This window comes from Streptomyces sp. NPDC002130 (assembly GCF_040296465.1).
GTDB lineage: Bacteria > Actinomycetota > Actinomycetes > Streptomycetales > Streptomycetaceae > Streptomyces.
Window position 1 is genome coordinate 1 of record NZ_JBEOXI010000113.1, and the last position, 25,882, is coordinate 25,882.

Below are 25,882 nucleotides of genomic sequence, written 5' to 3' on the forward strand. Positions count from 1 at the left end.
GCTCGCCCTCGCCGACCGGATGGACGCGCCGGGCGCGGTCCTGGTGGCCGCGCCGGCCGTGTTCGCCGCCCACTTCACCCTGGAGGCGGCGGGCGGGCCGGGGCCGCCGCATCGCGCGGCAGGCTCGGGCGCGGGCCGTCAGCCGAAGAACACCCCGACCTCCTCGTACAGCGCGGGGTCGACCGTCTTGAGGCGGGCGGTGGCGTCCGCGAGGGGGACGCGGACGATGTCGGTTCCGCGCAGGGCGACCATCCGGCCGAAGTCGCGGTCGCGGACGCAGTCGATGGCGTGCAGGCCGAAGCGGGTGGCGAGCCAGCGGTCGAAGGCACTGGGGGTGCCGCCGCGCTGGACATGCCCCAGGACCGTCGTGCGGGCCTCCTTTCCGGTGCGCTTCTCGATCTGCTTGGCGAGCCACTCGCCCACCCCGGACAGCCGGACGTGCCCGAAGGAGTCCAGGGACTGGTCCTTGAGGACCATGTCGCCGTCCTTCGGCATCGCCCCCTCGGCGACCACCACGATCGGCGCGTACGACGCCCGGAAGCGGGAGGTCACCCAGGTGCACACCTGCTCGACGTCGAAGCGCTGCTCGGGGATGAGGATGACGTTGGCGCCGCCGGCCAGGCCGGAGTGGAGGGCGATCCAGCCGGCGTGCCGGCCCATCACCTCGACGACCAGGACCCGCATGTGGGACTCGGCGGTGGTGTGCAGCCGGTCGATGGCCTCGGTCGCGATGCCGACGGCGGTGTCGAAGCCGAAGGTGTAGTCGGTGGCGGACAGGTCGTTGTCGATGGTCTTCGGCACGCCCACGCAGGGCACGCCGTGCTCGTCGGACAGGCGCGCGGCCACGCCCAGGGTGTCCTCGCCGCCGATCGCGATGAGCGCCTCCACCTCCAGTCCGGCGAGGGTCTCCTTGATCCGGCGGATGCCGTTCTCCACCTTCAGCGGGTTGGTTCGCGAGGAGCCGAGAATCGTGCCGCCGCGGGGCAGGATGCCGCGCACCGCGGGGATGTCGAGACGGACGGTGTCGCCTTCCAGGGGCCCTCGCCAGCCGTCCCGGAAGCCGGTGAAGTCATAGCCGTACTCCTGCACGCCCTTGCGGACGACGGCCCGGATGACGGCGTTGAGTCCGGGGCAGTCGCCGCCTCCGGTCAGTACTCCGACGCGCATGGAACAGTCCCTTCGCCGCAGGTACCTGACGAAGGGTCAGTGTGACGTGCGCCTCACTCGTCGTCGAGGCCGCGCTCGATCGCGTACCTGACGAGCTCCACGCGGTTGTGCAGCTGGAGCTTGCCGAGGGTGTTCTGGACGTGGTTCTGCACCGTGCGGTGGGAGATGACCAGGCGCTCGGCGATCTGCTTGTAGCTCAGGCCCTTGGCGACCAGGCGCAGCACCTCGGTCTCGCGGTCGGTGAGCCGGGGCGCCTTGGGTTCGCCGGTGTCGGCGGCGGGGGCGGGTTCGGAGGCCAGGCGGCGGTACTCGCCGAGGACCAGTCCGGCGAGGCCGGGGGTGAAAACGGGGTCGCCGACGGCCGTGCGGCGGACCGCGTCCTGCAGTTCACCGGTGGAGGCGGACTTCAGCAGATAGCCGGTCGCGCCGGACTTCACTGCCTCCAGGACGTCGGCGTGCTCGCCACTGGCGGACAGCACGAGCACCCGCAGTGCCGGGTTCGCGGCTACGACCTCCTTGCAGACCTGCACACCGGGCTTGGCCGGCAGGTTCAGATCGAGCACGAGGACGTCGGGTGCGGCGGCCTTGGCGCGGCGTACGGCCTGGTCGCCGTCGCCCGCGGTGGCGACCACCTCGAAGCCCGACTCGGCCAGGTCGCGGGCGACCGCGTCGCGCCACATGGGGTGGTCGTCGACGACCATGACCTTGATCGGGTCCTGCCGGTCTCCGCTGGTCTCCGTCATCGCTGCTCCGCCTTCCCCCGTGTGTTCGTCACGTCCTTCGGTACCTTCAGCTCGACCTCCGTGCCCTGGCCCGGCACCGAGATCAGCTCCGCGCCGCCGCCGAGGTCGCGCAGCCGGCCGCGGATGGAGAGGGCGACACCGAGCCGCCCCTCGCCCTCTGCCTGGTCGAGCCGTCCCTCAGGGATGCCTGGCCCGTCGTCCCGTACGGTGACGATCACCTCGTCCGGCTCGTCCTCGACCAGGATCCACGCGCGCGCGTCCTGGCCGGCATGCCGGCGGACGTTGTCCAGGGCGGCTCCGACGGCGGCGGCCACCTCACGGGCCGCGACCGGTGCCAGCGGCACGGGCGCACCCGGTTCGGCGAGGCTGACGAGGGCGCCCGCGTACGGCGCGAGCAGGGCGCGCAGGTCGACGGGTCCGCTCTCCTCCGGCTCCTCGTCGACGGCTCGTACGACCGCGCCCTCGGCGGCGTCCTCCGACACGCGGGAGACGGGCACGAGGCCGCCGGAGACCAGGGTGCGCAGCGCGACCTCCTGCTCACCGGCCATCCGGCCCAGCTCGGCCGCCTCTCCTCCGATCACGGCCCCACGGCGCTGCACCATCGCCAGCACCTGGAGCACGCTGTCGTGGATGTCCCGGGCCAGACGCTCGCGTTCGCGCGTAGCGGCCTCGATCTCCAGGGCCCGGGCGAGGGTCCGCTCGGAGGCGCGGGCGACCTCGACGACGTAGCCGATGGCGACGGAGGCGATGCAGACCAGGATGACGTTGTGGACGGTGTCGCGGGCGGGGCTGCCGCGCTCGACCAGGTTGGCGACGGCCACCAGGCCGGAGGCGAGGGCCGCCCAGCGCCAGCCGCCCTTGATCGCGAAGGCCAGAACGGCACCGGCGGTCCATATCGACGGCAGGGTCGGGCCGCCCGCCTGGACCCGCTCGTGGGCGTCGGCGACGGGCGTGAGCAGGATGCCGGTGACGGCGATGGTGAGGTCGGCGGCGAGGAACCGCTTGGTGCAGCGGGCCGCGTTCGCGACCCGGGGCAGGGTGGCCAGGGTCCAGCCGCACAGCACGGCGTAGTAGGCGACGGCGATCCAGGGGCGGGTGAACTCCTCGTAGGCGGTGGCGAACAGGCCGACCGCGTACAGCATCGTGAGCACCCGGTAGCCGGTGAGCGCACGCCACAGCGGCTGCTCGACCGACATCCTCATGACGCGCTCGCGCTTGGCCATCTCCCCCGCCCCCCGACCGAAGCCCCGCCTAGGGCTCGGTCCGCCGCTGCTCCGTCTGCTGTTCCGCCTGCTTCTTCTTCTCGGCCTGTTCCTTCGCGGCCTGTTCCCGCTCGGCCTTCTCCTTCTCGGCCTGTTCCTTCTCCGCCCGGGCGAGGGCGGCCTTGGCCGCCTTCTCGGCTTCCTTCTCCGCCTTCGCCGCTTCCGTGAGCTGCCGTTTCATGGCCGTGGCGTACATGTCGACGTATTCCTGGCCGGAGAGGTTCATGATCTCGTACATGACCTCGTCGGTCACCGCGCGCAGCACGAACCGGTCGTGCTCCATGCCCTGGTAGCGGCTGAAGTCCAGGGGCTTGCCGATCCGGATGCCGGGCCGCATCAGCTTCGGCATGACCTTCCCGGGCGGCTGGATCTTCTCCGTGTCGATCATGGCGACGGGTATGACCGGCGCGCCGGTGGCGAGCGCCACGCGCGCGAGGCCGCCCGGCTTGCCCCGGTAGAGCCGTCCGTCGGGCGAGCGCGTGCCCTCCGGGTAGATCCCGAACAGCTCACCGCGCTCCAGCACGTCTATGCCGCTCTTGATGGCGGCCTCGCCCGCGCCGCGCGCACCGGAGCGGTCCACGGGGAGCTGCCCGACCCCCTTGAAGAAGGCGGCCGTCAGCCGGCCCTTCACGCCGGGCGTGGTGAAGTACTCGGCCTTGGCGATGAAGGTGACCTTGCGGTCGAGGACGGCGGGCAGGAAGAACGAATCGGAGAACGACAGGTGATTGCTCGCCAGGATCGCAGCGCCCTCGGCGGGTACGTTCTCCAGGCCCTCCACCCAGGGTCTGAAGGCGAGCTTCAGCGGACCCCCGATGGTGACCTTCATCGCGCCGTACAACAACCGAGTGCCTCCTGTATGTGTCGATCAGACCTTAACCCGGAGCGCCGTCAAAGGCGCCGACGGCCCTGGTCGGTGTCAGTGCGGTCGCGTACGGTGAAGGTCCCGCGAACGCCGTGCGACCCCTTCCATGACGTTCCGTGACATTCCGTGATCGTGCCAGTCCCTTCTCACGACCAGGAGGCCGAAGGTGCCGGTCCTTGCCGGAGCCGAGCCGTTTCACCACGAGGGCGGAGAGGTCGCCGTCCTCCTCTGCCACGGCTTCACCGGATCACCGCAGTCGCTGCGCCCCTGGGCGGAGCACCTCGCCGAGCACGGCCTGACCGTCTCCCTGCCGCTGTTGCCCGGCCACGGCACGCGCTGGGAGGACCTGCGGATCACCGGCTGGCAGGACTGGTACGCGGAGGTGGACCGGGAGCTGCGCCTGCTGTGCCGGCGCCACGAGACGGTTTTCGTGGCCGGTCTGTCCATGGGCGGCGCGCTGGCCCTGCGGCTGGCCGCGAAGCACGGCGACGCCGTCCGCGGTGTCATGGTTGTCAACCCCGCCAACAAGGTGCACGGCCTGGCCGCGCACGCCCTGCCGGTGGTGCGCCACCTCGTCCCCGCGACGAAGGGCATCGCCAGCGACATCGCCAAGCCGGACGGCAAGGAGCTCGGCTACGACCGGGTGCCGCTGCACGCGGCGCACTCGCTGCGGCAGTTCTTCCAGGCCACCGACCGCGAGCTGCCGCAGGTCACCCAGCCGGTGCTGCTGCTGCGCAGCCCACAGGACCATGTGGTGCCGCCCGTCGACTCCGCCCGGATCCTCAGCCGTATCTCGTCGATGGACGTGAAAGAGGTCATCCTGGAACAGAGCTACCACGTCGCCACGTTGGACCATGACGCGGACCGGATCCACGAGGAGAGCCTCGCGTTCATCGGCCGCATCGCGTCCGGCCTCGGCAAGGAGCCCGGGCTCGGCAAGGAAGGGACGACCGCAGGTGGCTGAGCACGACTCCGACCGCGAAGGCCGGGAGCCGGACGACAAGGGCGTCCCCTTCGACGAGGAGGCCGCCTGGGCGGCGATCGTCGCCGGGTACGGCGAGGAGCCGCCGGACCCGCCGGGCGCCAAGCCGTTCAAGTCCATCGAGGACCTGGCCCTGCCGGCGACCGGGACCAACGACACCGTGCTGGACGGCGACCGGGGCGACACGGCAGTGAAGTCCGGGGACGCCGTGAAGCCGGTCGAGTCGGAGCAGGCCGAGGGGTCCGGGCCCGGGGACGAGCCGGTGAAGCCCCTGGGTGGCTCGGTCTCGTTCGCGCCCGGCGTCGGCCCGCGCGACTACTCCACGCCCGAGCCCGCCGAGGACGACTTCGACGAGGACGACGAAGGCCACTTCGTGCCCCCGGAGCCGCCCCCGCTGCCCACCGCCGACCCCACCGCCAAGTTCGCCTGGCTCGGCGTGCTCGGCGGGCCGGTGCTGCTCCTGCTGGCCGTGCTGCTCGGCTGGGACATGACCTGGTGGCTGGCCACGCTGGGGATCGGCGGGTTCCTCGGCGGGTTCGCGACGCTGGTGATGCGGATGCGCACGGACGACGAGGAGGACGACGACCCCGGGCGGGGCGCGGTCGTCTAGGAAGCCGGGATCCTGAGGGCGGCCAGGACCGGCAGGTGGTCCGTTGCCGCCCTCAGGTCTGTGTCGGACACCCCCGGCAGGGCGGACGGCACGCCGCAGCCCAGCACCTCGATGCCCTTCGTCGCGAAGATCGCGTCGATGCGCTGGTAGGGGTCGGTGGGCGTCCAGGTGTGCTCGCCGCCCCAGGGAGCCGCGGCCCGGCAGTCGGTCAGGTCGTCGGCCAGTCGGCGGAAGGCCGGGCCGTCGGGGCGTTCGTTGAGGTCGCCGCCGGCGATCGCGTGCTGCACTCCCATGCCGGCGAGCCGCTCCAGGAGCATGCCGGACTGCTCGTAGCGCTCGTCCTTCTGCAGGGACAGGTGGCAGCTGAGGACGCCGAGGCGGGCGCCGGCGAACCGGACGACCGCGGTGGCGAAGCCGCGGCGGTGCAGGCCGGGGGTGGGGGGCAGGAGGATGTCCTCGGTGCGTTCGACGCTCGCCCGGAGCGAGCTGAGGATCGCCGGGCCTGTGGTGGTGGCGCCGCCGGTGACGGTCACGAGGTCGGAGGCGAGGGCCAGGCGGGCGAGTTTCTTGCGCCAGCGGAAGAAGCGGGGGGCTTCTTGGACGAGGACGAGGTCGGGTGCGCAGGCCTTGATGACGCGGGCCAGGGCGTCGGTGTCGTCGCGCATGGAGCGGATGTTGTAGCTGAGGACCCTGATGACCGCGGAACCGTCGGGTTCCGTACGGGAGTTGGGGAGCAGCGGCATGTGATCAATTTACGCCCAACGGGGGGCGGGGCGCGGGGATGGAGCGCGAGTGCCGGTCGCATGTGCTTGATCGCGCAGTTCCCCGCGCCCCTGGGGCGCGCACCCTGACTGCGTTACATGATCGGGTCGGGCTCGCGGGCCAGGTCGGCCGCTCCTACCAGGCCGGCCTTGTTGCCCAGTTCCGCCGCGCGGACCTCCGCCACCGGGCGCCAGTTGCCGCCGACCAGCCAGCGCTTGTACGACTTGCGGATCGGGCCCAGGACGAGTTCGCCCTCGTCGGAGAGGCCGCCGCCGACGATGAACGCGGAGGGGTCGAAGAGGGAGGCCAGGTCGGCCAGGCCCGCGCCGACCCAGCGGGCCAGTTCGCGGTAGGAGTCGACGGCCACCCGGTCGCCCTGGCGGGCGGCCATGGAGATGTGCTTGCCCTCGATGCCCTCGGGCGTGCCGTTGCCGAGGCCGAGCAGGGTCTCGGCGTTCTCGGGGGTGGCGTTGGCGCGCTGCTTGGCGTACCTCACCAGGGCGCGGCCGGAGGCGTACTGCTCCCAGCAGCCCTGCGAGCCGCAGCCGCACAGCAGGCCGTCCGGCACCATGCGGATGTGGCCGAACTCGGCGGCGACGCCGAAGTGCCCCCGGCGCAGCTTGTTGCCGATGATGATGCCGCCGCCGAGGCCGGTGCCGAGGGTGATGCAGATGACGTTGCGGTGGCCCTTGCCGGCACCGAACTTGTACTCGCCCCACGCCGCGGCGTTCGCGTCGTTCTCCACGACCACCGGGAGGCCCACGCGGGCCTCGACCTTCTCCTTGAGCGGCTCGTTGCGCCAGTGGATGTTGGGCGCGAAGTAGACCTCGGAGCGCTGCCGGTTCACGTAGCCGGCGGCACCGATGCCCACGCCGACGATGTCGTGACCGACGCGTGCGCCGTCCACCGCCGAAGCGATGGCGTCCACGATGCCCTCAGCCGTGCCCGGGGTCGGCACCTTGTGGGTCGAGAGGATGTTGCCGTCCTCATCGACCACGCCGGCCGCGATCTTCGTGCCGCCGATGTCGACGCCGATGGTGAGTCCCATGAATCCCTCAGTTTCGGTCGAGCCCCGCTACGGCCAACGGTACCCGAGGCATGCCGCCGGGTTCGCTGTCGTCCGCACGCCGGGCACCCCGGGAGGCCGTACCGGGGCGCCTCTCGGCCGGGCCCGGGGACTCAGTCCAGGTCGATGCGCTCCCCGGGGCCGGCGTCGTCGCCGCCGTCCCGGCGTTCGCCCCGGTCACGGGGGTCGTGCTGGTCGTCGCGGCCGGTCCAGCGGCGTTCCTGGGCCTGGACGGCGGAGCGGTAGGCGGCGAGCAGTTCGTTCCCGGCCGCGGCCAGGTGGTCGAAGACGTCCGGGTTGCGCTCGATGACGGGTTCCACGGCGTCCTTGGCCTGCTGCACGACCTGTCGCACGACCTGCTGGGCGGCGGGTCCCGCGACCGCGCCGAGCAGCGGGGACTGAACGCCGGACAGCTTCTCGGCGACGGCGTCGACGAGTTTCTTCAGTTCTTCGGCCGCGGAGCCGGGGGGCGTGCCGTACTCGGCGCGGCGGCGGGCCTTCTCCGCCTGGAGGTCCTCGGCGCACGCGGTCGCCCAGGCGTCGGCGTCGGTCGCCCGCACGTCGTCCCCGGCCCCTTCCCGGGCGGCGCCGGACGGAGGGAGATCTTCGCTCATCACGGACTCCTGACTACGGTTCGTCCCTACGACGTTACCCGAACGGGCGTACCGGGTTCACGGGCCGTGCCGGCCACTGTTTTCCCCCCCGTTCGGCACCGCTGTCTCACCGGCTCTGCGGCCACAGCTTCGGGTCGGGCGCGAAGCGGATGCGCAGCTCGCCGTCGCGCAGGGCGGCCCCGTCGACGGTGCAGCGGCGCAGCACGGAGGGCAGCGGGACGATCCGGCGGAACATCCCCGCGGTGACGACGAGTTCGTCGCCGCGCCGGACGAGGTCGAGTTCCTCGCGTATGGCACCGGGCAGCGGGATCCGCCAGACGAGCACACCGTCCTCGCCGAGCCGGTCGGTCACGGGCCAGTCGGCGGCGGGGGCCGCCTGCTCGGCGCCGGGCACGGCGAGGGCGGTGAGGTCGTCGGTGCCGCGCGGGTCGCGCCCGAGGTGGGCGACGGTGCGGACGTCGCAGGTCTCCCGCCACTCCTCCAGCGTCTTGCGCTGCTGGGCGACCGGGCCGGCGAGCCAGGTGTCCGGGGAGGCCTCGGGCAGGACGCGGTTGGCGACGACGACGTCGGTGCGCAGACCGCGCAGGGCGAGGCCGAGACGGGCGGTGCGCAGCACGTCGGCGCCGGCCGGGCCGGGCTCGGCGACCAGGCGTACGACGGTGCCGCGGTCGGCGACGACCGCTTCCACGGCGGCCAGTTCCAGGTCCCAGCGGGCCGCCGTCTCGTAGAGCCACTCGGCGGGCATGGGGACGCCGGCGAGGCGGCCCAGGACGGGGCGCAGGGCGCGGGCGGCCTGCCGTTCGGGCGGGAGCAGGCGGCTCAGGTAGCGGCGGAGTTCCTCGGGCAGGGCGAGCAGGGCGAGGGCCTGCGGGGCCGGGGGGAGGTCGACGACGAGGGTGTCGTACTTCTCCGACAGCGCGGCGTAGCGCAGGGCGCGCAGCAGGGCGAGTTCCTCGGCGCCGGGCAGGGGGGTGAGTTCCTCGGGGTCGAGGCGGGAGGCGCCGAGGAGGTCCAGGGCGGCGGAGGCGCGGTCCTGCAGGGCGACCAGGTCCCTGCGGAAGTCCTGGGCGGCGTCGGGGCGCCAGGCCGTGAGGTGCGGGGCGGCTTCGACCGGGGCCGGACCGGTCGGGACGCCGAGTGCGGCACCGAGGGTGTCCGTGCGGTCGGAGCCGAGGAGGAGGGTGCGGGTGCCCTCGCGGGCGGCGGTGAGCGCGGTGGCAGCGGCGAGTGTGGTGCGCCCGCTGCCGCCGGGGCCCATGATCAGGATGGTGCGCATGGGGATGAACGCTAACCCAGACGCCCCAAAGGGGCGCGGGGAACTGCGCGAGCGACCACGGTGCACCCGCACCGAACCATGCACGGGTGCCCCAGCGGCGCGATGCGATCAGGCCGCTTCGACCCGCTTCTTCAGCCCCGCCAGCGCCCGGTCGATGATGACCTTCTCCGCCTTGCGCTTGATCATGCCGAGCATGGGGATCTTGACGTCCACGGTCAGCAGGTACGTGACCTCCGTGCCGCCCGCCCCGGACGGCTTGAGGATGTACGAGCCGTCCAGGGAACGCAGCATCTGGGACTTCACCAGCGTCCAGGACACCTCGTTCTCGCCGGTCCAGGTGTATCCGAGGACCTGGTCGTCCTTGATCGCGCCCGCGTCCATGACGAGGCGGACCTGCTCGGCGCGGCCCTGGGCGTCGGTCTTGAGGACCTCCGCCTCCTTCACCTCGCCGGTCCAGTCCGGGTAGCGGGCGAAATCGGCGATGACCGCCATGACGTCGGCCGGGGCCGCCTCGATGGTGATGCTCGAGCTGGTGTGTTCCGCCATCGCCGTGGCTCCTCCAGATGCGGGCCGGTATGAGGTCGTGCGCACGAGTGCGCAGCGTGAAGGCTACCGCGCACGGGACCCTCGGATCTCACCCGACCTGGGGCGTCCTCACCACTCCAGTGCCCACGGCGTCCCGGTGCCCGCGAAGTGCCCCACGTTCACGCACTCGGTCGCCCCGATCCGCATCCTTTTCACCAGCGGCTGATGGACGTGCCCGAAGAGGGCGTAGCGGGGCCGGGTGCGGCGGATGGCGTCGAGCAGGGCCCGGCTGCCGCGTTCGAAACGGCGGGCGACGGTGTCGTAGACCAGTTCGGGGACCTCGGGCGGGATGTGCGTGCAGAGCACGTCGACCTCTCCCACGGCCTCGATCTTCGCCGCGTACTCCTCGTCGCTGATCTCGTACGGCGTCCGCATCGGTGTGCGCAGGCCGCCGCCGACGAAGCCGAAGACCCGGCCGCCGATCTCGACGCGCTCGCCGTCCAGGACGGTCGTGCCGGGGCCCGCGTACTCCCGCCACAGGGTCGGCATGTCGACGTTGCCGTAGGTGGCGTACGTAGGAGTGGGGAAGGCGGCGAACAGCTCGGCGTACTGCTTGCGCACCGCCTTCTCGATCACCGTGGCGCGGTCCCCCTGGAGGCCGGCCCACAGCCCGGCCCCGAACACGCGGGCCTCCTCGAAGCGGCGGGCGGTGCGCAGCGCGACGATGCGGTCGGCGTTCTCGACGCCGAACAGGTCGGGGAAGATGCCGCGCGAGTGGTCGGCGTAGTCGAGGAAGAGGACGAGGTCGCCCAGACAGATCAGGGCGTCGGCGCCCTCGCCGGCCCTGGCCAGGTCGCGGGCGTTGCCGTGCACGTCGCTGACCACGTGTACGCGCGTCCGGTGGTTTCCGGCTGGTGTGGGTGCCATGACGATCAAGCGTAGGTCGCGCGCTGCGGTTGTGAACAGTGGCGGCCCTACCTGCGGTTACTGGCCAGTCAGTTAGCGGGTGGACTACTGTGCGCAATGGAATACCCAACTGTGTGACGCAGCGAACATCTCGACGGGACCCCCTGTCGTGGAAGCCATACCGGCGGGTAACGTCCGGCCAGTCCAGTCGTGCTCTGCATTTCAACAAGTGAATGCGCGAGCACTTCCCCGAGCCTTGGACCGCACCGTCGCAGCACACACCGTCGTGGCGCCGGCGCCCTATGAGGAGCAGCAGTCTTGCGCGAGTTCAGCCTTCCGGCTTTGTACGAGGTCCCTGCGGACGGAAACCTGACCGACATCGTCCGCAGAAACGCCGCGCAGCACCCGGACGTCGCCGTCATCGCCCGCAAGGTCGGCGGCAGCTGGCAGGACGTCACGGCCACCACGTTCCTCGCCGAGGTGCACACGGCGGCGAAAGGGCTGATCGCCGCCGGGGTCCAGCCGGGCGACCGGGTGGGCCTGATGTCCCGCACCCGTTACGAGTGGACGCTGCTGGACTTCGCGATCTGGAGCGCGGGCGCGGTGACCGTGCCGGTGTACGAGACCAGTTCGCCGGAGCAGGTGCAGTGGATCCTCGGCGACTCGGGCGCGACCGCCTGTGTCGTGGAGTCGGACGCCCACGCGGCCGCGATCGAGTCGGTGCGCGACGGGCTGCCGGCGCTCAAGCACGTGTGGCAGATCGACGGCGGCGGCATCGACGAGCTGGGCCGGCTCGGCCAGGACGTCACCGACGAGACGGTCGAGGAGCGCGGCTCGTTCGCCAAGGCCGACGACCCGGCGACCATCGTCTACACCTCCGGCACCACCGGCCGCCCCAAGGGCTGTGTGCTCACCCACCGCAGCTTCTTCGCCGAGTGCGGCAACATCGTCGAGCGGCTGCGTCCGCTGTTCCGTACGGGCGAGTGCTCGGTGCTGCTCTTCCTGCCGCTCGCGCACGTCTTCGGACGGCTGGTGCAGATCGCGCCCATGATGGCGCCGATCAAGCTGGGCACGGTCCCGGACATCAAGGACCTCACCGACGAGCTGGCCGCGTTCCGTCCCACGCTGATCCTCGGTGTGCCGCGCGTCTTCGAGAAGGTCTACAACTCGGCGCGCGCCAAGGCCCAGGCCGACGGCAAGGGCAAGATCTTCGACAAGGCCGCCGACACCGCCATCGCGTACAGCAAGGCGCTGGACACCCCGTCGGGCCCGTCGCTCGGTCTGAAGATCAAGTACAAGACGTTCGACAAGCTCGTCTACAGCAAACTCCGCGCGGTTCTCGGCGGCCGGGGCGAGTTCGCCATCTCCGGCGGCGCCCCGCTCGGCGAGCGACTCGGCCACTTCTTCCGCGGCATCGGCTTCACGGTCCTGGAGGGTTACGGCCTGACCGAGTCCTGTGCGGCCACCGCGTTCAACCCCTGGGACCGGCAGAAGATCGGCACGGTCGGCCAGCCGCTGCCCGGCTCGGTGGTGCGCATCGCCGACGACGGCGAGGTGCTGCTGCACGGCGAGCACCTGTTCAAGGAGTACTGGAACAACCCCGGCGCGACCGCCGAGGCGCTGGCCGACGGCTGGTTCCACACCGGTGACATCGGCACCCTCGACGAGGACGGCTACCTGAGGATCACCGGCCGCAAGAAGGAGATCATCGTCACCGCGGGCGGCAAGAACGTCGCCCCGGCCGTGATCGAGGACCGCATCCGCGCGCACGCGCTGGTCGCGGAGTGCATGGTGGTGGGCGACGGGCGGCCGTTCGTGGGCGCGCTGATCACCATCGACGAGGAGTTCCTGGGCCGTTGGTGCTCCGACCACGGCAAGCCGGCGGGGTCCACCGCGGCGTCGCTGAGCGAGGACCCGGACCTGCTGGCCGCGATCCAGGCGGCGATCGACGACGGCAACGCCGCGGTGTCGAAGGCGGAATCGGTGCGGAAGTTCCGCATTCTGAACTCCCAGTTCACGGAGGAGTCGGGCCACCTGACGCCGTCGCTGAAGCTGAAGCGCAACGTGGTGGTGAAGGACTACGCGCACGAGATCGAGGCGATCTACGCGAAGTGACCCCCTGGGTCGGTCATGGCGCGGTGTCCTCGGCGAGGACCCGCGCCATCGTGCGTTCGGCGAGCGCGGTGATGGTCACGAACGGGTTGACCCCGAGCGACCCGGGCACGAGCGAGCCGTCGGTGACGTACAGCCGGGGATATCCCCTGACCCGCCCGTAGTCGTCGGTCGCCCCGCCCAGCACACAGCCGCCGAGCGGGTGGTAGGTGAAGTCGTCGGCGAAGACCTTGTTCTTCGAGCCGAACAGGTCGTACCGGTAGATCGTCGCGTTGGCCGCGTTGATGCGGTCGAAGAGCTTCTTGGCCATGGCGACGGAGACCGCGCTGTGGGCGGCCGTCCAGCCGAGCCGCAGCCGGTCGGAGCCGGTGTCGTAGGAGAAGGACGCCCGTTCCGGGTTCCTGGTGATCGCCAGGTAGAGGCTCACCCAGTGCTCCAGGCCCGTGGGCAGCGGGGCGATCTCCGCGAACACCGGGTTGGCGGCGTTCGCCCAGTCGTCGATGCCCATGACCGGCATGGTCGACTGGTTCGCCCCGACGGTGTCCCACAGGTGGTTGGCCCGGCCCAGCATCACGTTGCCGTTGGTGCCCCAGCCGGCGCCGACACTGGCGTCGAGGCGGGGCAGCGTGCCCGTCTCCCGGGCGCGCAGCAGCAGTTCGGTGGTGCCGATGCTGCCGCCGCCGAGGAAGAGGTACGTGCAGCCGTACTCCCTGGTCCCGACGACCTTGCCGGTCTCGTCGATGCGGTCCGCGGTCAGGACCCAGGTCCCGTCCGGCGCGCGGCTGATGGCGCGCACCTTCTCCAGCGTGTGGATCGTGACGTTGCCGGTGCCGAGCGCGGCGGCGAGGTAGGTCTTGTCGAGGCTGCGCTTGCCGTGGTTGTTGCCGTAGATGACCTCGCCGCCGAGCGCCGACTTCGGGGCGGTGCCGGCCGCCTCGCGCTCCATGTGGCCGAAGTCGTAGACGCTCGGCACGAAGGTGGTCCGCAGGCCGGTCTTCTCGGCGTGCTTGCGGGAGACACGCGTGAAGCGGTACCACTCCGTCGACTCGAACCAGGCCGGGTCGACGGTGTTCACACCGAGGGCGGCGCGGGCGCGCGGGAAGTACGTGCCGTACATCTCGTCGGCGTCGACGGTGGGGAACTGCTCCGCGAAGTACGACCGGGGCGGGGTGACCGCCATGCTCCCGTTGACCAGGGAGCCGCCGCCGACGCCCCGGCCGACGTACACGGACATCTGGTCGAAGTGCACGCGGTCCAGGACGCCCGGGTAGCGGCCGATGTCCCGGTTGACGACGTCCAGCCAGAGGAAGGTGCCGAGGGGGGCCTCGGTGCGGGTGCGGAACCACATGGAGCGGTGGTCGGGGGTGCTGGTGGTGCAGAAGACCTTGCCGTCGGGGCCTGTGGTGTTCCAGAGGCGGCCCATCTCCAGGACGATCGTGCGGATGCCGGCCTGGGCGAGGCGGAGGGCGGCTACGGCGCCGCCGTAGCCGGAGCCGACGACGATGGCGGGGGCGGTGTCGACTGCGTCGGGCTGGGCGGCTCGGGCGCTTTGGAGGCCGATGCGGGTGAAGCCGAGGGTGGCTGCGGTCTGCAGGGCTGCCATGCCGAGGATTTGACGTCTTGTCAGGTGACGATGCGTCAGGTTAGATGTCATGGGCGCAGCATCGGCGGATTTTTGCGTTCCGCCTAGTGGGGTGCGGCTTGATCCTTGTGGGCGGGTGCGGGTTGTCTTTGGCTTGTCGCGCAGTTCCCCGCGCCCCCAAGAAGGCAAGCTGCGCTAAAGCAAGTCCTTGAGGTGCTCCGCCAGCAGGTCCCAGCGCCACTTCTCCTCGACCCACTCCCGGCCCCGTTCGCCCATCCTGCGGCGCAGCTCGGCGTCGGCGAGGAGGACGGTGATGCGGTCGGCGGCTTCCTCCGGGGAACCGCCCCGCACCACCCAGCCCGTCTCGCCGTCCAGGACCGCGTCCGGGGCGCCGCCCGAGTCGCCGGCCACGACCGGGAGGCCCGTGGCGGAGGCCTCCAGGTAGACGATGCCGAGGCCCTCGACGTCGAGGCCGCCGCGGCGGGTGCGGCAGGGCATCGCGAAGACGTCGCCGGCGCCGTAGTGGGCGGGCAGCTCGGACCAGGGCACCGCGCCGGTGAAGCGGACGGAGGCGGCGACGCCGGTCTCGCGCGCGAGCCGCCGCAGGTCCTGCTCGTAGGGGCCGCCGCCGACGATCAGCAGGACGGTGTCGGGCTCGGCCGCGAGGATGCGGGGCATGGCCCGGATCAGGGTGTCCTGCCCCTTGCGCCGCACCAGCCGGGAGACGCACACCACCACGGGGCGGTCCGTCAGCCCCAGCCGTGCCCGCACCTCGTCGCCGCCCGAGGCGGGATGGAAGGTCTTCTCGTCGACGCCCGGCGGCAGCTGCACCATGCGCGAGGCCGCGTCCGGCGTCAGCGCGGTCGCGATCCGCGAGCGGGTGTACTCGCCGAGGTAGGTGATCGTGTCCGTGGCGTCGCCGATCCGGCGCAGCAGCTGCCGGGCGGCGGGCAGCTGCGCCCAGCCGGCCTCGTGGCCGTGCGTGGTGGCGACCAGCCGCTCGGCGCCTGCGGCGCGCAGCGCCGGGGCCATCAGGCCGAGCGGGGCCGCCGCCCCGAACCACACCGAGGTGCACCCGTGCTCCCGCAGCAGGCCGACGGCCCGCCGGGTGGCGCCGGGCGTCGGCAGCAGCATGGTCGTACGGTCGCGTACGACGGTGAAGGGCTGCTCGGCGTCGAAGGCGCGGGTCGCCTCGACGCCCTCCCGGGTCCGCTTCCAGGTCGAGGCGTAGACGACCAGCTGCTGCGGGTCCAGCCGCAGCGCCATGTTGTGCAGGAACGCCTGGATGCCCCCGGGCCTGGGCGGAAAGTCGTTCGTCACGATCAGGGTCTTGCGCACGCCGCCGACCCTACCGAACCGCCCTCACCGCCCTGTGCGGAAGCGCATATGGCACGCTCACAGCCTGCGGGCCCATCATGGCCCCATCAACACGGCACGCGAACGGGCAGGGATCACGTGAAGACGACGGGCACGAGGCGGTCCCTGGCATGGCTGCCGGTGGTCTGGTGTCTCACGAGGCTGTCGCTGCTGCTGTTCGTCCTGAAGGTGTACGTCTTCCCCGGCCCGGACGTCACGAGCGACGTCCACGTGATCTACCAGGGCTGGTACCACGTCCTGAGCACCGGGACCTTCCCGCTGGCCGACGTCACCTGGCAGTACCCGCCCGCCGCCGCGCTGGCGATCCTCTTTCCCGGCCTGCTGCCCTTCCTGGACTACGCGACTGCCTTCTTCGTGCTGGTCTGCGTCACCGACCTGGCCGTGCTGGCCCTCATGGCGTACGCGGGACGCCGCCCGGGCCGGTCGCTGCGCGGCGCCTGGGTGTGGGTGACCGGCGTACCGCTGCTCGGGCCGACGGTGTACGCCCGCTACGACGTGATGGTCACGGCGGTGGCGATGGCCGCGCTGCTCGCGGGCGCCCGGCACCCGAGGACCATGGGCGCCCTGGCCGCCTTCGGCGCGCTGCTGAAGGTCTGGCCGGCGATGCTGCTCCTGGCCGCCCGCCGCCGCAGCGCCTGGGTGTCGGCCCTGGTGTCGGGCATCGTGGTGACGGGTGCGTTCGCGCTGGCCATGCCGGGCGCTTTCGCGTTCCTGACCTTCCAGCGCGACCGGGGCACCGAGGTGGAGTCGCTGGGCGGACTGGTCTTCCATGTCGCCCGGCACTTCGGCTGGCAGGGCGAGGTGAAGCTGAACTACGGCTCGATCGAGTTCCTCGGGCCGTATGTGAGCGAGGTGAGCACGGGCGCGCTGTTCCTGACGGGGGCGGCCTTCGGCTGGTTGGTGTTGTGGCGGCTGCTGGCCCGGCGCTTCGAGGAGCACACGCTGGCCGACGCGGCCTTCGTGGCGGTGCTGATGTTCACCACCACCAGCCGGGTGATCAGCCCCCAGTACATGGTGTGGCTGGTGGGGCTGGCGGCGGTGTGCCTGTACTTCCCCGGGAGCCGGATGCGGCTGCCGGTCGTCCTGGTGCTGGTGGCGTGCTTCGTGACGGTGCTGGAGTTCCCGTTCTACTTCGCCGACGTCGTGGCCAGCAACGGCCTCGGCCTCACGCTGCTGTTCCTGCGCAACGGCCTCCTGGTGGCCGCCGCGCTGATCGCGGCCCGAGCCCTGTGGCGTGCGACCGTACCGCCCGTCACCCCGCCCGCCTCCGCACCCCCTCAGCCGACCCGAACCGGCGAGACGCCCGTCTCCTCCTGAACCGGGACCCGCCGGAACAGCAGCCCCACCAGGGCACACTGAACAGCCGCCGCGACCGCCAGCGCCAGGCACACCCCGTACGGCCCGAGCCCCGTGAGTCCGTACGCGAGCGCGAGGTGGACCGCCGTCCCGAGCACGGTGACGCGCAGCAGCGCAGGGGCGTCTCCGCTGCCCTCGAAGACACCGCCGAGCGCGATCAGGCACGCCAACAGCACGAGGTAGGGCCCGACGCAGCGCAGGAACAGCACGCCCTCGTGTGCGACCGCGGGCCCGGCGCCGAAGGCGGCCATGATCCAGGGGGCGCCGGCGGCCAGCAGCACGGCCGCTGTGAGGCCGAGGGCCGCGGAGAGGAGCACGGCCTGCCTCCCGATCGCCCGCCGCGCGTCCCGCCCCGCCCCGCGTGTGTGGGCGGTGTGGATGGCGGCGGCCTGGCGGACGGCGTAGAAGGCCATGGTCGCCACGTACATGGCCTTGTAGGCGATCGCGTACGCGGCCACCGCCGTCACGCCGAGCCGCGCCACGATCGCGACCAGGACCAGGGCGCCCGTCTGCCGCACGGCGAAGTCGGACGACATCGGCAAGCCGGTCGTCAGTGTCCGGCGCAGGGAGACGGCCAGGGTCTCCCCCGGCTCGGCCCGGCGGGCCGTGCGCAGCAGTGCGTTGCGCCGGAGTGCCACGAGTCCCGCCCCGAGCGCCACGCACCGGGACAGCACCGTGGCGGCCGCGGCGCCCCGGACGCCGTAAAGGTGGATGAAGAGCGGGTCCAGGACCAGGATCAGGCCGTTGGCCAGCAGCGCGAGCCGCATCGGGGTGCGGGTGTCGCCGGTGCCCTTGAGGAGGCCGTCGACGAGTTGCTGGGCGAAGAAGACGGCCATGCCCGGCATGGAGAGCGTGAAGTAGGCCACGGCGAGCGCAAGGGCGGCGCCGTCCGCCCCGCCCAGCACCAGCCGGGCCAGCGGTTCACGGGCGAGCAGGCCGCCCAGCACCACCAGGGGTGTCACCAGCGCCCACAGCGCCCATCCGCCGCGCGCGGCGGCCCGTACGGCCCCGGGATCACGGGCACCCCGGGCGTGGGCGACCAGCACGGTGGTGCCGGAGCCGAAGACCAGGGCGATACCGAGCAGCACGTTCTCCGTGCTGGTCGCCACGGCCACGGCGGCCACGGCCGGACCGCCCAGCCGAGCGACCCAGACGGTGTTGATGATCCCGGCGGCGACCGAGGCGAGGAGTGAGAAGTAGACGGGGCGAGCGAGCAGCAGAAGCTGCAAGCGATGGGTGTTCACGGTGGCGGTCCCCCTGAGGCCTGATGAACCTCGATCCGAGCTATCTCGATTCGAGGTAGCTCGTTAAGAGGTAGCATGCGGTGTCGACCATCCGCAAGGAGGACCATGCTGGAGCTGTCGATCCTGGGCTTCCTGGCCGAACAGCCGCTGCACGGCTACGAGTTGAAGGAACGCATCAAGGCACTGACCGGGCATGTCCGGCCGGTGAGCGACGGCGCGCTCTACCCGGCGATCACCCGGCTCACCACGGCGGGTCTGCTCGACCAGCGCACCGAGCCGGGTGCGAGCGCGGCCCCGCGCCGGATCCTCGCCCTCACGGCGAAGGGCAGGGAGGAACTGCTCGCGCGGCTGCGCGACCCCAAGCAGACGGAGATCACCGACCACGTCCGCTTCAACACGGTGCTCGCGTTCCTGCGCCACCTCCCCGCCCGGCACGAGCAGGCCGCGGTGCTGCGCCGCCGGCTGGACTTCCTCCAGGCGCCGACGAGCTTCTTCTACGACTCCGGCAGGCCGGTCCGCGCCGAGGAGGCGGACGACCTGTTCCGCCAGGGCATGCTGCGTGTGGCCCGGGCGACGGGCGAGGCGGAACGGGCCTGGCTGCGGGAGGCCCTGGAGGTGCTGGAGCGGTCGGAGTGAGGGTGCGGACGGTCCGGGTCCGTTTCAGCCCAGCTGGTCCCGCAGATACGCCCGCCAGTCTCCCGTGAAGGCATCAGGCGTGGTCCCCAGGACCTTCCGCATCGCGTCCTCCACCGCCCCGGCCCGCTGCCGGTGCTCCCCGACGGCCCGGTAGAACGCGCCCAGCCGGGCCTCGCCCCAGCGGTCGGCGATCAGCCGGCACGCCGTCCAGCCGCTCTCGTAGGAACGGGCCAGGCGGCTCGCGTCGCCGGTGAAGCCGAAGTCCTCGTCGTCGGGGAGCGCGGTGGGGATCCGGTCCTCGCGGACGGCCCGGGACAGTTCCGGCGCGGCCTCGGCGGGGGTGCGGCCGGCGGCGCGGTAGCCGACCCAGTCGGCGTACCCCTCGGACAGCCACAGCGGCGTGGCGGCCGTGGTCCGGGCGCGGGTGGCGACATGGGTGGTCTCGTGGGTGACGACGACCTGCTCGCCGAGACCGCCGAGGAGCGCGAACGCGTCCGGGTTGACGATGATCCGGTCCGCCGGCGCCCGGGCCCGAGCCCCCGTCTCGCCGGTGGTGACCGCCGCGATCCCGCGGTAGGAGGAGGCGGGCGAGCCGAGCAGCCCCGCCATCCCCTCCACCGACTTCGGCACGAGCACGACGACCCGCCGGCTCCAGTCCGTGCCCCACGCCTCCGACACGGCCGGTACGGCGCGGTCGGCCAGGTCCGCGAAGTCCCGCAGCGCCTGCCCGGACTGCCCGACGCCCAGCACGAGACTGTGCCGTCCCCGGACCAGTTGCACCGCCCCCTGGTCCCACAGCTGCTGTGCGGACTTCTTCGCCGGCCGGTCGGTGTCGACGGACCACCGCCCGTCCGCGTCCCGGCTCAGCCGGAGGGTGCGCCCGGCGGTCACCGGCGCCCGGTCGTACCCGGCGACGCGGTAGCGCAGTTCGGCGTCGGCGGTGGCCGTGTCGCCGGTACGGCGCACCGCGGTCACCCGGTACGACCACGCGGCCACGGGCACCGCACGCAGCTTGGCGAAGTCCGTCCCCGTGCCCGTCCGTTCATAGGCCCGCTCGTCGCGGTCCAGGACGGCGGCGGCCCGCCGGTCCAGGAGGCGCTGGACGTCGGCCGTGGCACTGTCGGCCGTGGGCCGCCCGCCGCACCCGACGAGGGAGGCGAGCAGCACGACGAGCGCCACCAGCGCGGACCCAGTGCCGCGGCAGACGACGTCCGCCCCGCTGCGACGCCCGCCAAGCCCTCTCGCCGCACCAGACCTTCGACCAGCCACGTCCCCGATCGTACGGGCGCCGGGCCGCGCCGGTCAGACCCTGGTGACCGAGGAGACGGGCATCATCCCGACCGGGTCGTAGCGCACGGGCGCGCCGGGGTAGGGCGCGTGGATGACCTGGCCGTCGCCCATGTACATCCCGACATGGCTGGCGTCGCCCCGGTAGACGACCAGGTCTCCGGGGCGCGCCTCGGACAGCGGGACCTGCCGGCCGGCGTACCGCTGGCCCTGCGAGGTGCGCGGCAGGGAGACCCCGGCCTGCGCGTACGACCACTGCATCAGACCCGAACAGTCGAAGCCGGTGGGCCCGTTGGCGCCCCAGACGTAGGGCTTTCCGAGCGCGCTGCGGGCGGCGGCGACGGCGGCGGACCCGCGGCCCGAGGCGGCGGTGGCGCCGCCGAGGCCGGGCATGCCCGGGCGGCCGGAGCGGGAGGCGTGGCCGTAGGCGTCGCGCTCGGCGTCCGGCAGGGAGTTGAGCAGTCTCCGGGCCGTGGCGAGTTTCCGCTCCACGGTCTTCTTGTGGGCGGCGACGGCCTTGCGGCTCTTCTCCAGTTCGCGGAGCTTCCCGGCGGCTTCATCGCGGTCCTGGGCGAGTTCGCGCAGAGCGTCCTGGAGCTTCTTCAGCTCGCCCGCCTGTCGGGCGGTGAGGCGGTCGAGCCGGGACGCGTGGTCGAGGTAGTCGTCCGGGTCGTCGGAGAGCAGCAGGGCGAGGGACGGGTCGATGCCGCCCGAGCGGTACTGGGCGCCGGCGAGCGAACCGAGGGACTCGCGCAGGTTGTTGACGCGCTGCTGCTGCCGGGCGACGCGGTCCCGGGCGGTGCCGGCCTCCTCGCGCAGCTCGTCGGCGCGCTCGTCGGCCGCGTTGTACGCCTCCGTCGCCTTCTCGGCCTGCTCGTAGAGCCGGTCCACCGTGGCCCGGGTGTCGTCGTGCGGTGCGGCGCCGGCGGGTACCGCGCCCACGGCGGCGGCCGCGACGGACAGGATGCTGACGGCGGCACCGGCGCCCCGGTCGAACCCGGACGGTGCAAGGCGGCGATGGGACCCCACGGGAAGCCGCTCTCCTTCCGCTGGCGGACTTGGAACGCGGCAGACAGTAGCCCCGCGGCAGGGGACCGCCAACGACCATCCGTGGGTGTCCAGCACTGCGCCCCGCCGCTGACGCAGGTCAATGGCGGGGCGTGGGCTCACTCGGGGCGGCCGTGATTCGCCCGAACGGCGGACACGGTGTCCTGATCTTGAAGGCGCCGAGGGGACCTCGGGGCGACCTCGCGGGCTTCGAGGACCGGGGTCAGACCCGGACGCCGAACATGAACGGGCCGCCGATGGTGTCCATCGACTCGTAACGGACGACCGTGCCGGTGCGCGGGGCGTGGATGATCTGCCCGTTGCCGGCGTAGAGGCCGACGTGGTGCAGGTCGTTGAAGAAGAAGACCAGGTCGCCGACCTTGAGCTGGCTGACCGAGTAGATCTTGGTGCCGATCTGGGACTGGGCCTCGGAGGTGCGCGGGATCTGGATGCCGGCGGAGGCGTAGGCCCGGGAGGTGAGGCCGGAGCAGTCGAAGGAGCTCATGCCGGTGGCGCCGTAGACGTAGGGCTTGCCGAGCTGGCTCTGGGCGAAGGCGAAGGCGGCCGCGGCGCGGCCCGAGCCGGGCGGGACGTCGACGTCGAGGGCGTCGCGCTCGCTGGCCCGGCTGGCGCGGTTCTGCTCGGCGGCGAGTTCGGCCTTCTCGGCGGCGGTGAGGCTGTTGAGCAGCTTCTGCGCGGAGGAGAGCTTGCCCTGTACTTCCTTCTTCTTCTTGCCGAGTTCGGTCCGGGTGGAGGCGAGGTCCTTGAGCTTCTCGGACGCCTCGGCGCGCTCCTGGGCGAGTTCGCGCTGCTTCTCCTGGACCTTCTTCAGCGCCTCGACCTGCTGGCTGCTCAACTGGTCGAGCGTGGAGGCCTTGTCGAGGTAGTCCTCGGGGTCGGCGGAGAGGAACAGCTGCACGGAGGGATCGATGGAGCCGGTGCGGTACTGCGAGGCGGCGGCGAGGCCCAGGCTGTCGCGGAGCTCGTTCAGCTCCTCCTGGCCACGGGCGACGTTGTCCTGGATGGTGGAGATCTCCTTCTGGAGCTTCTCCTGCTTCTCCTTGGCCCCGTTGTACTTCTCGGTGGCCTGCTCGGCCTCTTCGTAGAGCTTGTCGACCTTGGCCTTGACCTCGTCCTTGCTCGGCTTCTCACTGGGGGCCGCGTTGGCGGCCTGTGAACTGAAGGCGACGGCAGCGGCGGCGGCTGTGGTCAGCACGGTCACACGTGCGCGGCTCGGCTGCTTCGGACGACGGTGGGACGCCACGGGTGAAAAGCTCCTTCTGGCCCCTCCGCCGTCTCTCCCGATGAGTGATCACCCGAGCGGAGGTTGGGCCCGACCCTAGTGACCTTCCTGTGATCAGTTCAAATCCTCAGATGAAAAATTGCGTCACGGTAGGCCATCTTTTCCCCTGGACTCACAGGCGGTGAGACCCATTTGACTCACCGTGGCTCACAGGCCTCATCAATCCGGGCATCCCGCCCGGAGGTTACACAGCGGGCGTACGCCGCCTAGGCACGCGAAAGGCGCTTGAGCAGCATGGCCGAGGCCACCGGGCGGGCGCCGGCCCGGGCCACGCCGTCGGCGACCTCACGGTCGGTGGACGCCACGATGACCGGACGCCCCGGCGGTTCGGCGCGCACCAGCTGGCGGATGAGCTCGTCGGCGGTGACGCCCGGCTTCGAGAACAGCACGCGTACGCCGCGCGGGGGCGCCAGCAGCACCGGTGCGGCGAGCTCGGCGCCGTCGAAGACGCAGGTCACCTCGGCGCCGCTCTGGGCGGCCAGTTGGGAGAGCTGCCCGAGCAGCCGCAGGCGCTGCTTCTCCAGCGGCATCTGCGGATAGCCGGTCTTGGTGACGTTGTAGCCGTCGACGACCAGATGGGCCTGCGGCAGCGCCAGCAGCTGGTCCAGGACCTGCGGGTCGTGCTCGGACAGGGCGCGGGCGGCGATGTCCTTCGGGGACATCCGGCCCGGCTCGACGGCGTCGACGGTCTCGGCGGGACGCACCGACACCGGCGGCAGGGCCAGTTCGCGGCGGAGCCCCTGGGTGGCGTCCAGCAGGGTGTCCAGCAGCAGCCGTACCCGCATGTCCTCGACGCTGCGGCCCTCGCGGGCGGCCCGGCGCGCGGCCTCCAGGGCGGCCTCGGTCTCGCTCAGCCGGGACTTGAGCCGCCGGGTCTCGCTCTCGGCGGCGGACACCTGGGCGTGCCCCTCGGCGCGGACGGCGTCGATCTCGCCGTGCGCCTTGCGCAGCGCGGCCTCGCCGCGCTTGACGTCGCTGAGGGCGGCGCGCAGCTTGCGGTGCAGCGCCTCGGTTTCCCTTTTGGCCGATTCCAGCTCCGTACGCAGCCGCTCGGTCTCGGCCCGGGTGTGGTCACGGGCCCGGTCGAGCTCGGCCCGCAGCCGGTCCAGCTCGGCCCGGCTCTCCTCGTCGGCGCGCTCGGCGTCGGCCCGCTGGGCCTCCTCGCCGGCGGCGGTCACGAGCTTCACCCAGCCGGGGGGCCGCAGTACGTAGGCCGCGGCCGCCACGTCGAGCGGGTCCGCGGCCGGGGGCGGGGAGCCTGAGTCGAGAGCGCCGGTCAGCTCCGGCTGGGCCTCTCTGAGCTTCTCCCCGATGCGCTGACGGAACAGCGGATCGGTCTCCAGCGCGGCCGCCATCGCGTTGCCGGCGAACTTCGCCCGGCGGTTCGGCGCGAACCGGGCGTACTGCCTGAGCTGCGCGGGCAGCTCGGCGACCGTCAGTGAGCCGAAGCCGTCGGAGACGATCTGCACCACGCGGCGGCGCACGCCGTCGGGCAGCGGACGGTCGAGCACCTCGGCGGCGCCGTCGCCCGGCCCCCCGCCTGTGGTCTCCACCATCCGTCACACCCCAATGCCTGTGCGGGGCCGCCTCCCGTCAGGAGCCGGCGCCCGGCCTGTCCACGAGTTCCACCTGGTCCACTGCGTTACACCAGCGGCAGCGCACCGACTCGATGCTCTCACTGAGCACCTCGCGCTCCTCGACCTTCGGCTCTCCGGCCAGGTCGAGGTGGACGTACTCGACGACCTTCGACGAGCGGGTCACGTCGAACCTCGTGAGGTTGCCGCAGAGGGTGCAGCGCCACCGCGTCTCGGCGGTCGGCAGGGGAACCGTCATCGTGACCTGTTCTCTTTCCTTCTAGTGTCCGTGACGCGACCGGCATCCCCGGTGCGTTTGGCTCGTAACCCTACGGCCTGGCGGGTCCTCGCCGCCCGTGTGTCCACGGCGGCGAGGCGGTCTGTGCGGTTGCGTCCGGTTACGTCATGCTCTGTGGTCATGATCAGCAAGTGGAGCGCGTCGATCATCCGGGCCGGCCGATCGGTCCGGGGGTCCTCGGCGCCGGTGACGTACACACTGATCGCCCTGTGCTGCCTGGTCTTCCTGGCCGGACCGGCCTCAGGACTCAATCCGGCGTACGGCACGGGCGACGAGGTGCTCGCCGTGCAGCGGGCCTACTTCCGGCGCTGGGGCGTGATCCCCGCAGAACTGTTCGAAGGGTCCGCGGGGTCGGCCCTCACCCCCGCGACGGCGCTCTTCGTCCACGGCAGCTGGGTCCACCTGCTCGGCAACATGCTCTTCCTCTACGTCTTCGGGGCGATGACCGAGGAGCGGATGGGCCGGGTGCAGTTCACCCTGTTCTACGTCGGCTGCGGCTACCTGGCGCTGCTGGGCTACGCCGTCGCCAACGCCGACTCCGAGCAGTCCCTGGTCGGTGCCTCGGGGGCGATCTCGGCGGTCCTCGGTGCATTCCTGTACCTGTTCCCCCGGGCCCGGGTGACCAGTCTCCTGCCGTTCCTGTTCTTCCTGCCGGTGCGCTTCCCGGCGTGGGTCGTCCTGCCGTTCTGGGCGGCGCTGCAGTGGCTGGCGGCGGAGCGGGCCTCGGACGGGCCGGGGGTGGCCTACCTCGCCCACCTGATCGGATTCGGTCTGGGCTTCGGCTACGCGTCGGTCCGCTACGGCCGCCCCACCGGCCCCACTAGAGTGAAGGCCGCCCCTGCTCCGGCCCCCGAGGGAGAGAACCAGCCGTGATCACCGCGATCGTCCTCATCAAGACCAGCGTGGACCGGATCCCCGAGATCGCCGAGTCGATCGCGGCGCTGGACAGCGTCAGCGAGGTCTTCTCCGTCACCGGCACCTACGACCTGATCGCGATGGTCCGGGTGAAGGAGCACGAGGACCTGGCGGAGGTCATCCCGGGCCGGATCAGCAAGATCCCCGGGGTGGAGGGAACCGACACGCACGTGGCGTTCCGCACGTACTCGCAGCACGACCTGGAGGCGGCGTTCTCGATCGGGCTGGACAACTAGGGCCTGTCGTTTGGATCAGCCCACAGACGCGGGGCCTGGCACGCCCATCTGCGGCGTTGTCGTCGGTCACCGACGCTCCGCGTCGACTCCCTCCTCCGCCTTGCAGCTCCACGCGCCAGGCCCCGCTCACCGGCGTTGAA

Annotated in this window: 25 protein-coding genes; 7 read left to right on the forward strand and 18 right to left on the reverse strand. The window is 72.0% G+C overall.

Annotated elements, in window-relative coordinates:
* Window positions 1-138 precede the first annotated feature (138 nt).
* The 4 genes from ABT116_RS21860 to ABT116_RS21875 are packed head-to-tail and all read right to left on the reverse strand — an operon-like array spanning window position 139 to window position 3,998.
* On the reverse strand, window positions 139-1,167 hold the full coding sequence (locus tag ABT116_RS21860; protein WP_351636521.1) for a 6-phosphofructokinase: 1,029 nt from the start codon (window positions 1,165-1,167) through the stop codon (window positions 139-141).
* Between the two features lie 53 nt (window positions 1,168-1,220).
* A complete protein-coding gene (locus ABT116_RS21865) occupies window positions 1,221-1,910 on the reverse strand; it encodes a response regulator (RefSeq protein WP_351636523.1) in 690 nt (229 codons plus the stop codon).
* Window positions 1,907-3,133, reverse strand: a complete 1,227-nt coding sequence (gene macS / locus ABT116_RS21870) for a MacS family sensor histidine kinase (protein ID WP_351636525.1) — start codon at window positions 3,131-3,133, stop codon at window positions 1,907-1,909. The genes ABT116_RS21865 and macS overlap by 4 nt, the downstream gene beginning before the upstream one ends.
* A gap of 28 nt (window positions 3,134-3,161) precedes the next feature.
* Complete coding sequence (locus ABT116_RS21875) at window positions 3,162-3,998, reverse strand: lysophospholipid acyltransferase family protein (protein WP_351636568.1); 837 nt, start codon at window positions 3,996-3,998, stop codon at window positions 3,162-3,164.
* Window positions 3,999-4,200: 202 nt separating this feature from the next.
* Here ABT116_RS21875 and ABT116_RS21880 point away from each other — a divergent pair, with 202 nt between their 5' ends.
* Window positions 4,201-4,998 carry an alpha/beta hydrolase gene (locus ABT116_RS21880; RefSeq protein ID WP_351636528.1) on the forward strand — a complete coding sequence of 266 codons (798 nt, stop codon included), beginning with the start codon at window positions 4,201-4,203 and terminating at the stop codon, window positions 4,996-4,998.
* Complete coding sequence (locus ABT116_RS21885; RefSeq protein ID WP_351636530.1) at window positions 4,991-5,626, forward strand: hypothetical protein; 636 nt, start codon at window positions 4,991-4,993, stop codon at window positions 5,624-5,626. Before ABT116_RS21880 ends, ABT116_RS21885 begins: the two co-directional genes overlap by 8 nt.
* Here ABT116_RS21885 and ABT116_RS21890 read toward each other — a convergent pair.
* The 6 genes from ABT116_RS21890 to ABT116_RS21915 form a co-directional block, all read right to left on the reverse strand.
* Window positions 5,623-6,369: an endonuclease/exonuclease/phosphatase family protein gene (locus ABT116_RS21890; protein WP_351636532.1), complete on the reverse strand. Its 747-nt coding sequence runs from the start codon at window positions 6,367-6,369 to the stop codon at window positions 5,623-5,625. The two genes, ABT116_RS21885 and ABT116_RS21890, sit on opposite strands and share 4 nt — an antisense overlap.
* A 113-nt stretch (window positions 6,370-6,482) precedes the next feature.
* Window positions 6,483-7,436: an ROK family glucokinase gene (locus ABT116_RS21895; RefSeq protein ID WP_351636534.1), complete on the reverse strand. Its 954-nt coding sequence runs from the start codon at window positions 7,434-7,436 to the stop codon at window positions 6,483-6,485.
* A gap of 131 nt (window positions 7,437-7,567) precedes the next feature.
* Window positions 7,568-8,068, reverse strand: a complete 501-nt coding sequence (locus ABT116_RS21900; protein ID WP_351636536.1) for a DUF5304 domain-containing protein — start codon at window positions 8,066-8,068, stop codon at window positions 7,568-7,570.
* A gap of 106 nt (window positions 8,069-8,174) precedes the next feature.
* Window positions 8,175-9,344 carry an ArsA family ATPase gene (locus tag ABT116_RS21905; RefSeq protein ID WP_351636538.1) on the reverse strand — a complete coding sequence of 390 codons (1,170 nt, stop codon included), beginning with the start codon at window positions 9,342-9,344 and terminating at the stop codon, window positions 8,175-8,177.
* A gap of 108 nt (window positions 9,345-9,452) precedes the next feature.
* The gene (locus tag ABT116_RS21910) at window positions 9,453-9,890 is read right to left on the reverse strand and encodes an SRPBCC family protein (protein ID WP_351636540.1); all 438 of its coding nucleotides are present in this window, start codon (window positions 9,888-9,890) and stop codon (window positions 9,453-9,455) included.
* 108 nt (window positions 9,891-9,998) lie between these two features.
* Window positions 9,999-10,796, reverse strand: coding sequence for a metallophosphoesterase family protein (locus ABT116_RS21915; RefSeq protein ID WP_351636542.1), 798 nt, complete (start codon window positions 10,794-10,796; stop codon window positions 9,999-10,001).
* Between the two features lie 297 nt (window positions 10,797-11,093).
* Here ABT116_RS21915 and ABT116_RS21920 point away from each other — a divergent pair, with 297 nt between their 5' ends.
* On the forward strand, window positions 11,094-12,890 hold the full coding sequence (locus tag ABT116_RS21920) for an AMP-dependent synthetase/ligase (protein WP_351636544.1): 1,797 nt from the start codon (window positions 11,094-11,096) through the stop codon (window positions 12,888-12,890).
* Window positions 12,891-12,903: 13 nt separating this feature from the next.
* Here the strand turns inward: ABT116_RS21920 and ABT116_RS21925 are convergent, their stop codons facing one another.
* Window positions 12,904-14,541: a GMC oxidoreductase gene (locus ABT116_RS21925; protein WP_502983911.1), complete on the reverse strand. Its 1,638-nt coding sequence runs from the start codon at window positions 14,539-14,541 to the stop codon at window positions 12,904-12,906.
* A gap of 123 nt (window positions 14,542-14,664) precedes the next feature.
* Entirely contained in the window at window positions 14,665-15,807 is a 1,143-nt protein-coding gene (locus ABT116_RS21930) for a glycosyltransferase family 4 protein (RefSeq protein WP_351636548.1), read from the reverse strand.
* A 117-nt stretch (window positions 15,808-15,924) separates the two neighbouring features.
* Between ABT116_RS21930 and ABT116_RS21935 the strand changes: the two genes are divergently transcribed.
* On the forward strand, window positions 15,925-17,163 hold the full coding sequence (locus tag ABT116_RS21935) for a glycosyltransferase 87 family protein (RefSeq protein WP_351636550.1): 1,239 nt from the start codon (window positions 15,925-15,927) through the stop codon (window positions 17,161-17,163).
* On the opposite strand, the gene ABT116_RS21940 is transcribed toward ABT116_RS21935, so the two are convergent.
* Window positions 17,124-18,446 carry an MATE family efflux transporter gene (locus ABT116_RS21940; protein ID WP_351636552.1) on the reverse strand — a complete coding sequence of 441 codons (1,323 nt, stop codon included), beginning with the start codon at window positions 18,444-18,446 and terminating at the stop codon, window positions 17,124-17,126. The two genes, ABT116_RS21935 and ABT116_RS21940, sit on opposite strands and share 40 nt — an antisense overlap.
* A gap of 105 nt (window positions 18,447-18,551) precedes the next feature.
* Between ABT116_RS21940 and ABT116_RS21945 the strand changes: the two genes are divergently transcribed.
* The gene (locus ABT116_RS21945; protein WP_351636554.1) at window positions 18,552-19,082 is read left to right on the forward strand and encodes a PadR family transcriptional regulator; all 531 of its coding nucleotides are present in this window, start codon (window positions 18,552-18,554) and stop codon (window positions 19,080-19,082) included.
* 24 nt (window positions 19,083-19,106) lie between these two features.
* Here ABT116_RS21945 and ABT116_RS21950 read toward each other — a convergent pair whose 3' ends face one another.
* The 5 genes from ABT116_RS21950 to ABT116_RS21970 form a co-directional block, all read right to left on the reverse strand.
* Entirely contained in the window at window positions 19,107-20,264 is a 1,158-nt protein-coding gene (locus ABT116_RS21950; RefSeq protein ID WP_351636570.1) for a hypothetical protein, read from the reverse strand.
* A gap of 120 nt (window positions 20,265-20,384) precedes the next feature.
* A complete protein-coding gene (locus ABT116_RS21955; protein ID WP_351636556.1) occupies window positions 20,385-21,398 on the reverse strand; it encodes a C40 family peptidase in 1,014 nt (337 codons plus the stop codon).
* Between the two features lie 241 nt (window positions 21,399-21,639).
* The gene (locus ABT116_RS21960; RefSeq protein ID WP_351636558.1) at window positions 21,640-22,680 is read right to left on the reverse strand and encodes a C40 family peptidase; all 1,041 of its coding nucleotides are present in this window, start codon (window positions 22,678-22,680) and stop codon (window positions 21,640-21,642) included.
* Between the two features lie 245 nt (window positions 22,681-22,925).
* Window positions 22,926-24,275 (reverse strand): NYN domain-containing protein, encoded by a 1,350-nt coding sequence (locus ABT116_RS21965; protein WP_351636560.1) that lies wholly within the window; start codon window positions 24,273-24,275, stop codon window positions 22,926-22,928.
* A gap of 37 nt (window positions 24,276-24,312) precedes the next feature.
* Entirely contained in the window at window positions 24,313-24,552 is a 240-nt protein-coding gene (locus ABT116_RS21970; protein WP_351636562.1) for a hypothetical protein, read from the reverse strand.
* Window positions 24,553-24,711: 159 nt separating this feature from the next.
* On the opposite strand from ABT116_RS21970, the gene ABT116_RS21975 reads away from it, so the two are divergent.
* Together ABT116_RS21975 and ABT116_RS21980 are read left to right on the forward strand one after the other, a co-directional pair.
* Window positions 24,712-25,464 carry a rhomboid family intramembrane serine protease gene (locus tag ABT116_RS21975; protein WP_351636565.1) on the forward strand — a complete coding sequence of 251 codons (753 nt, stop codon included), beginning with the start codon at window positions 24,712-24,714 and terminating at the stop codon, window positions 25,462-25,464.
* Window positions 25,461-25,742, forward strand: a complete 282-nt coding sequence (locus ABT116_RS21980; protein ID WP_030848030.1) for an Lrp/AsnC family transcriptional regulator — start codon at window positions 25,461-25,463, stop codon at window positions 25,740-25,742. Before ABT116_RS21975 ends, ABT116_RS21980 begins: the two co-directional genes overlap by 4 nt.
* Window positions 25,743-25,882: the final 140 nt, after the last annotated feature.

Bases quoted from the DNA above. Each gene is read 5' to 3' on its own strand.
- ABT116_RS21860 (WP_351636521.1), bottom strand. From the start codon at position 1,167: ATGCGCGTCGGAGTACTGACCGGAGGCGGCGACTGCCCCGGACTCAAC.
- ABT116_RS21865 (WP_351636523.1), bottom strand. From the start codon at position 1,910: ATGACGGAGACCAGCGGAGACCGGCAGGACCCGATCAAGGTCATGGTC.
- macS (WP_351636525.1), bottom strand. From the start codon at position 3,133: ATGGCCAAGCGCGAGCGCGTCATGAGGATGTCGGTCGAGCAGCCGCTG.
- ABT116_RS21875 (WP_351636568.1), bottom strand. From the start codon at position 3,998: ATGAAGGTCACCATCGGGGGTCCGCTGAAGCTCGCCTTCAGACCCTGG.
- ABT116_RS21890 (WP_351636532.1), bottom strand. From the start codon at position 6,369: ATGCCGCTGCTCCCCAACTCCCGTACGGAACCCGACGGTTCCGCGGTC.
- ABT116_RS21895 (WP_351636534.1), bottom strand. From the start codon at position 7,436: ATGGGACTCACCATCGGCGTCGACATCGGCGGCACGAAGATCGCGGCC.
- ABT116_RS21900 (WP_351636536.1), bottom strand. From the start codon at position 8,068: ATGAGCGAAGATCTCCCTCCGTCCGGCGCCGCCCGGGAAGGGGCCGGG.
- ABT116_RS21905 (WP_351636538.1), bottom strand. From the start codon at position 9,344: ATGCGCACCATCCTGATCATGGGCCCCGGCGGCAGCGGGCGCACCACA.
- ABT116_RS21910 (WP_351636540.1), bottom strand. From the start codon at position 9,890: ATGGCGGAACACACCAGCTCGAGCATCACCATCGAGGCGGCCCCGGCC.
- ABT116_RS21915 (WP_351636542.1), bottom strand. From the start codon at position 10,796: ATGGCACCCACACCAGCCGGAAACCACCGGACGCGCGTACACGTGGTC.
- ABT116_RS21925 (WP_502983911.1), bottom strand. From the start codon at position 14,541: ATGACATCTAACCTGACGCATCGTCACCTGACAAGACGTCAAATCCTC.
- ABT116_RS21945 (WP_351636554.1), top strand. From the start codon at position 18,552: ATGCTGGAGCTGTCGATCCTGGGCTTCCTGGCCGAACAGCCGCTGCAC.
- ABT116_RS21965 (WP_351636560.1), bottom strand. From the start codon at position 24,275: ATGGTGGAGACCACAGGCGGGGGGCCGGGCGACGGCGCCGCCGAGGTG.
- ABT116_RS21970 (WP_351636562.1), bottom strand. From the start codon at position 24,552: ATGACGGTTCCCCTGCCGACCGCCGAGACGCGGTGGCGCTGCACCCTC.
- ABT116_RS21975 (WP_351636565.1), top strand. From the start codon at position 24,712: ATGATCAGCAAGTGGAGCGCGTCGATCATCCGGGCCGGCCGATCGGTC.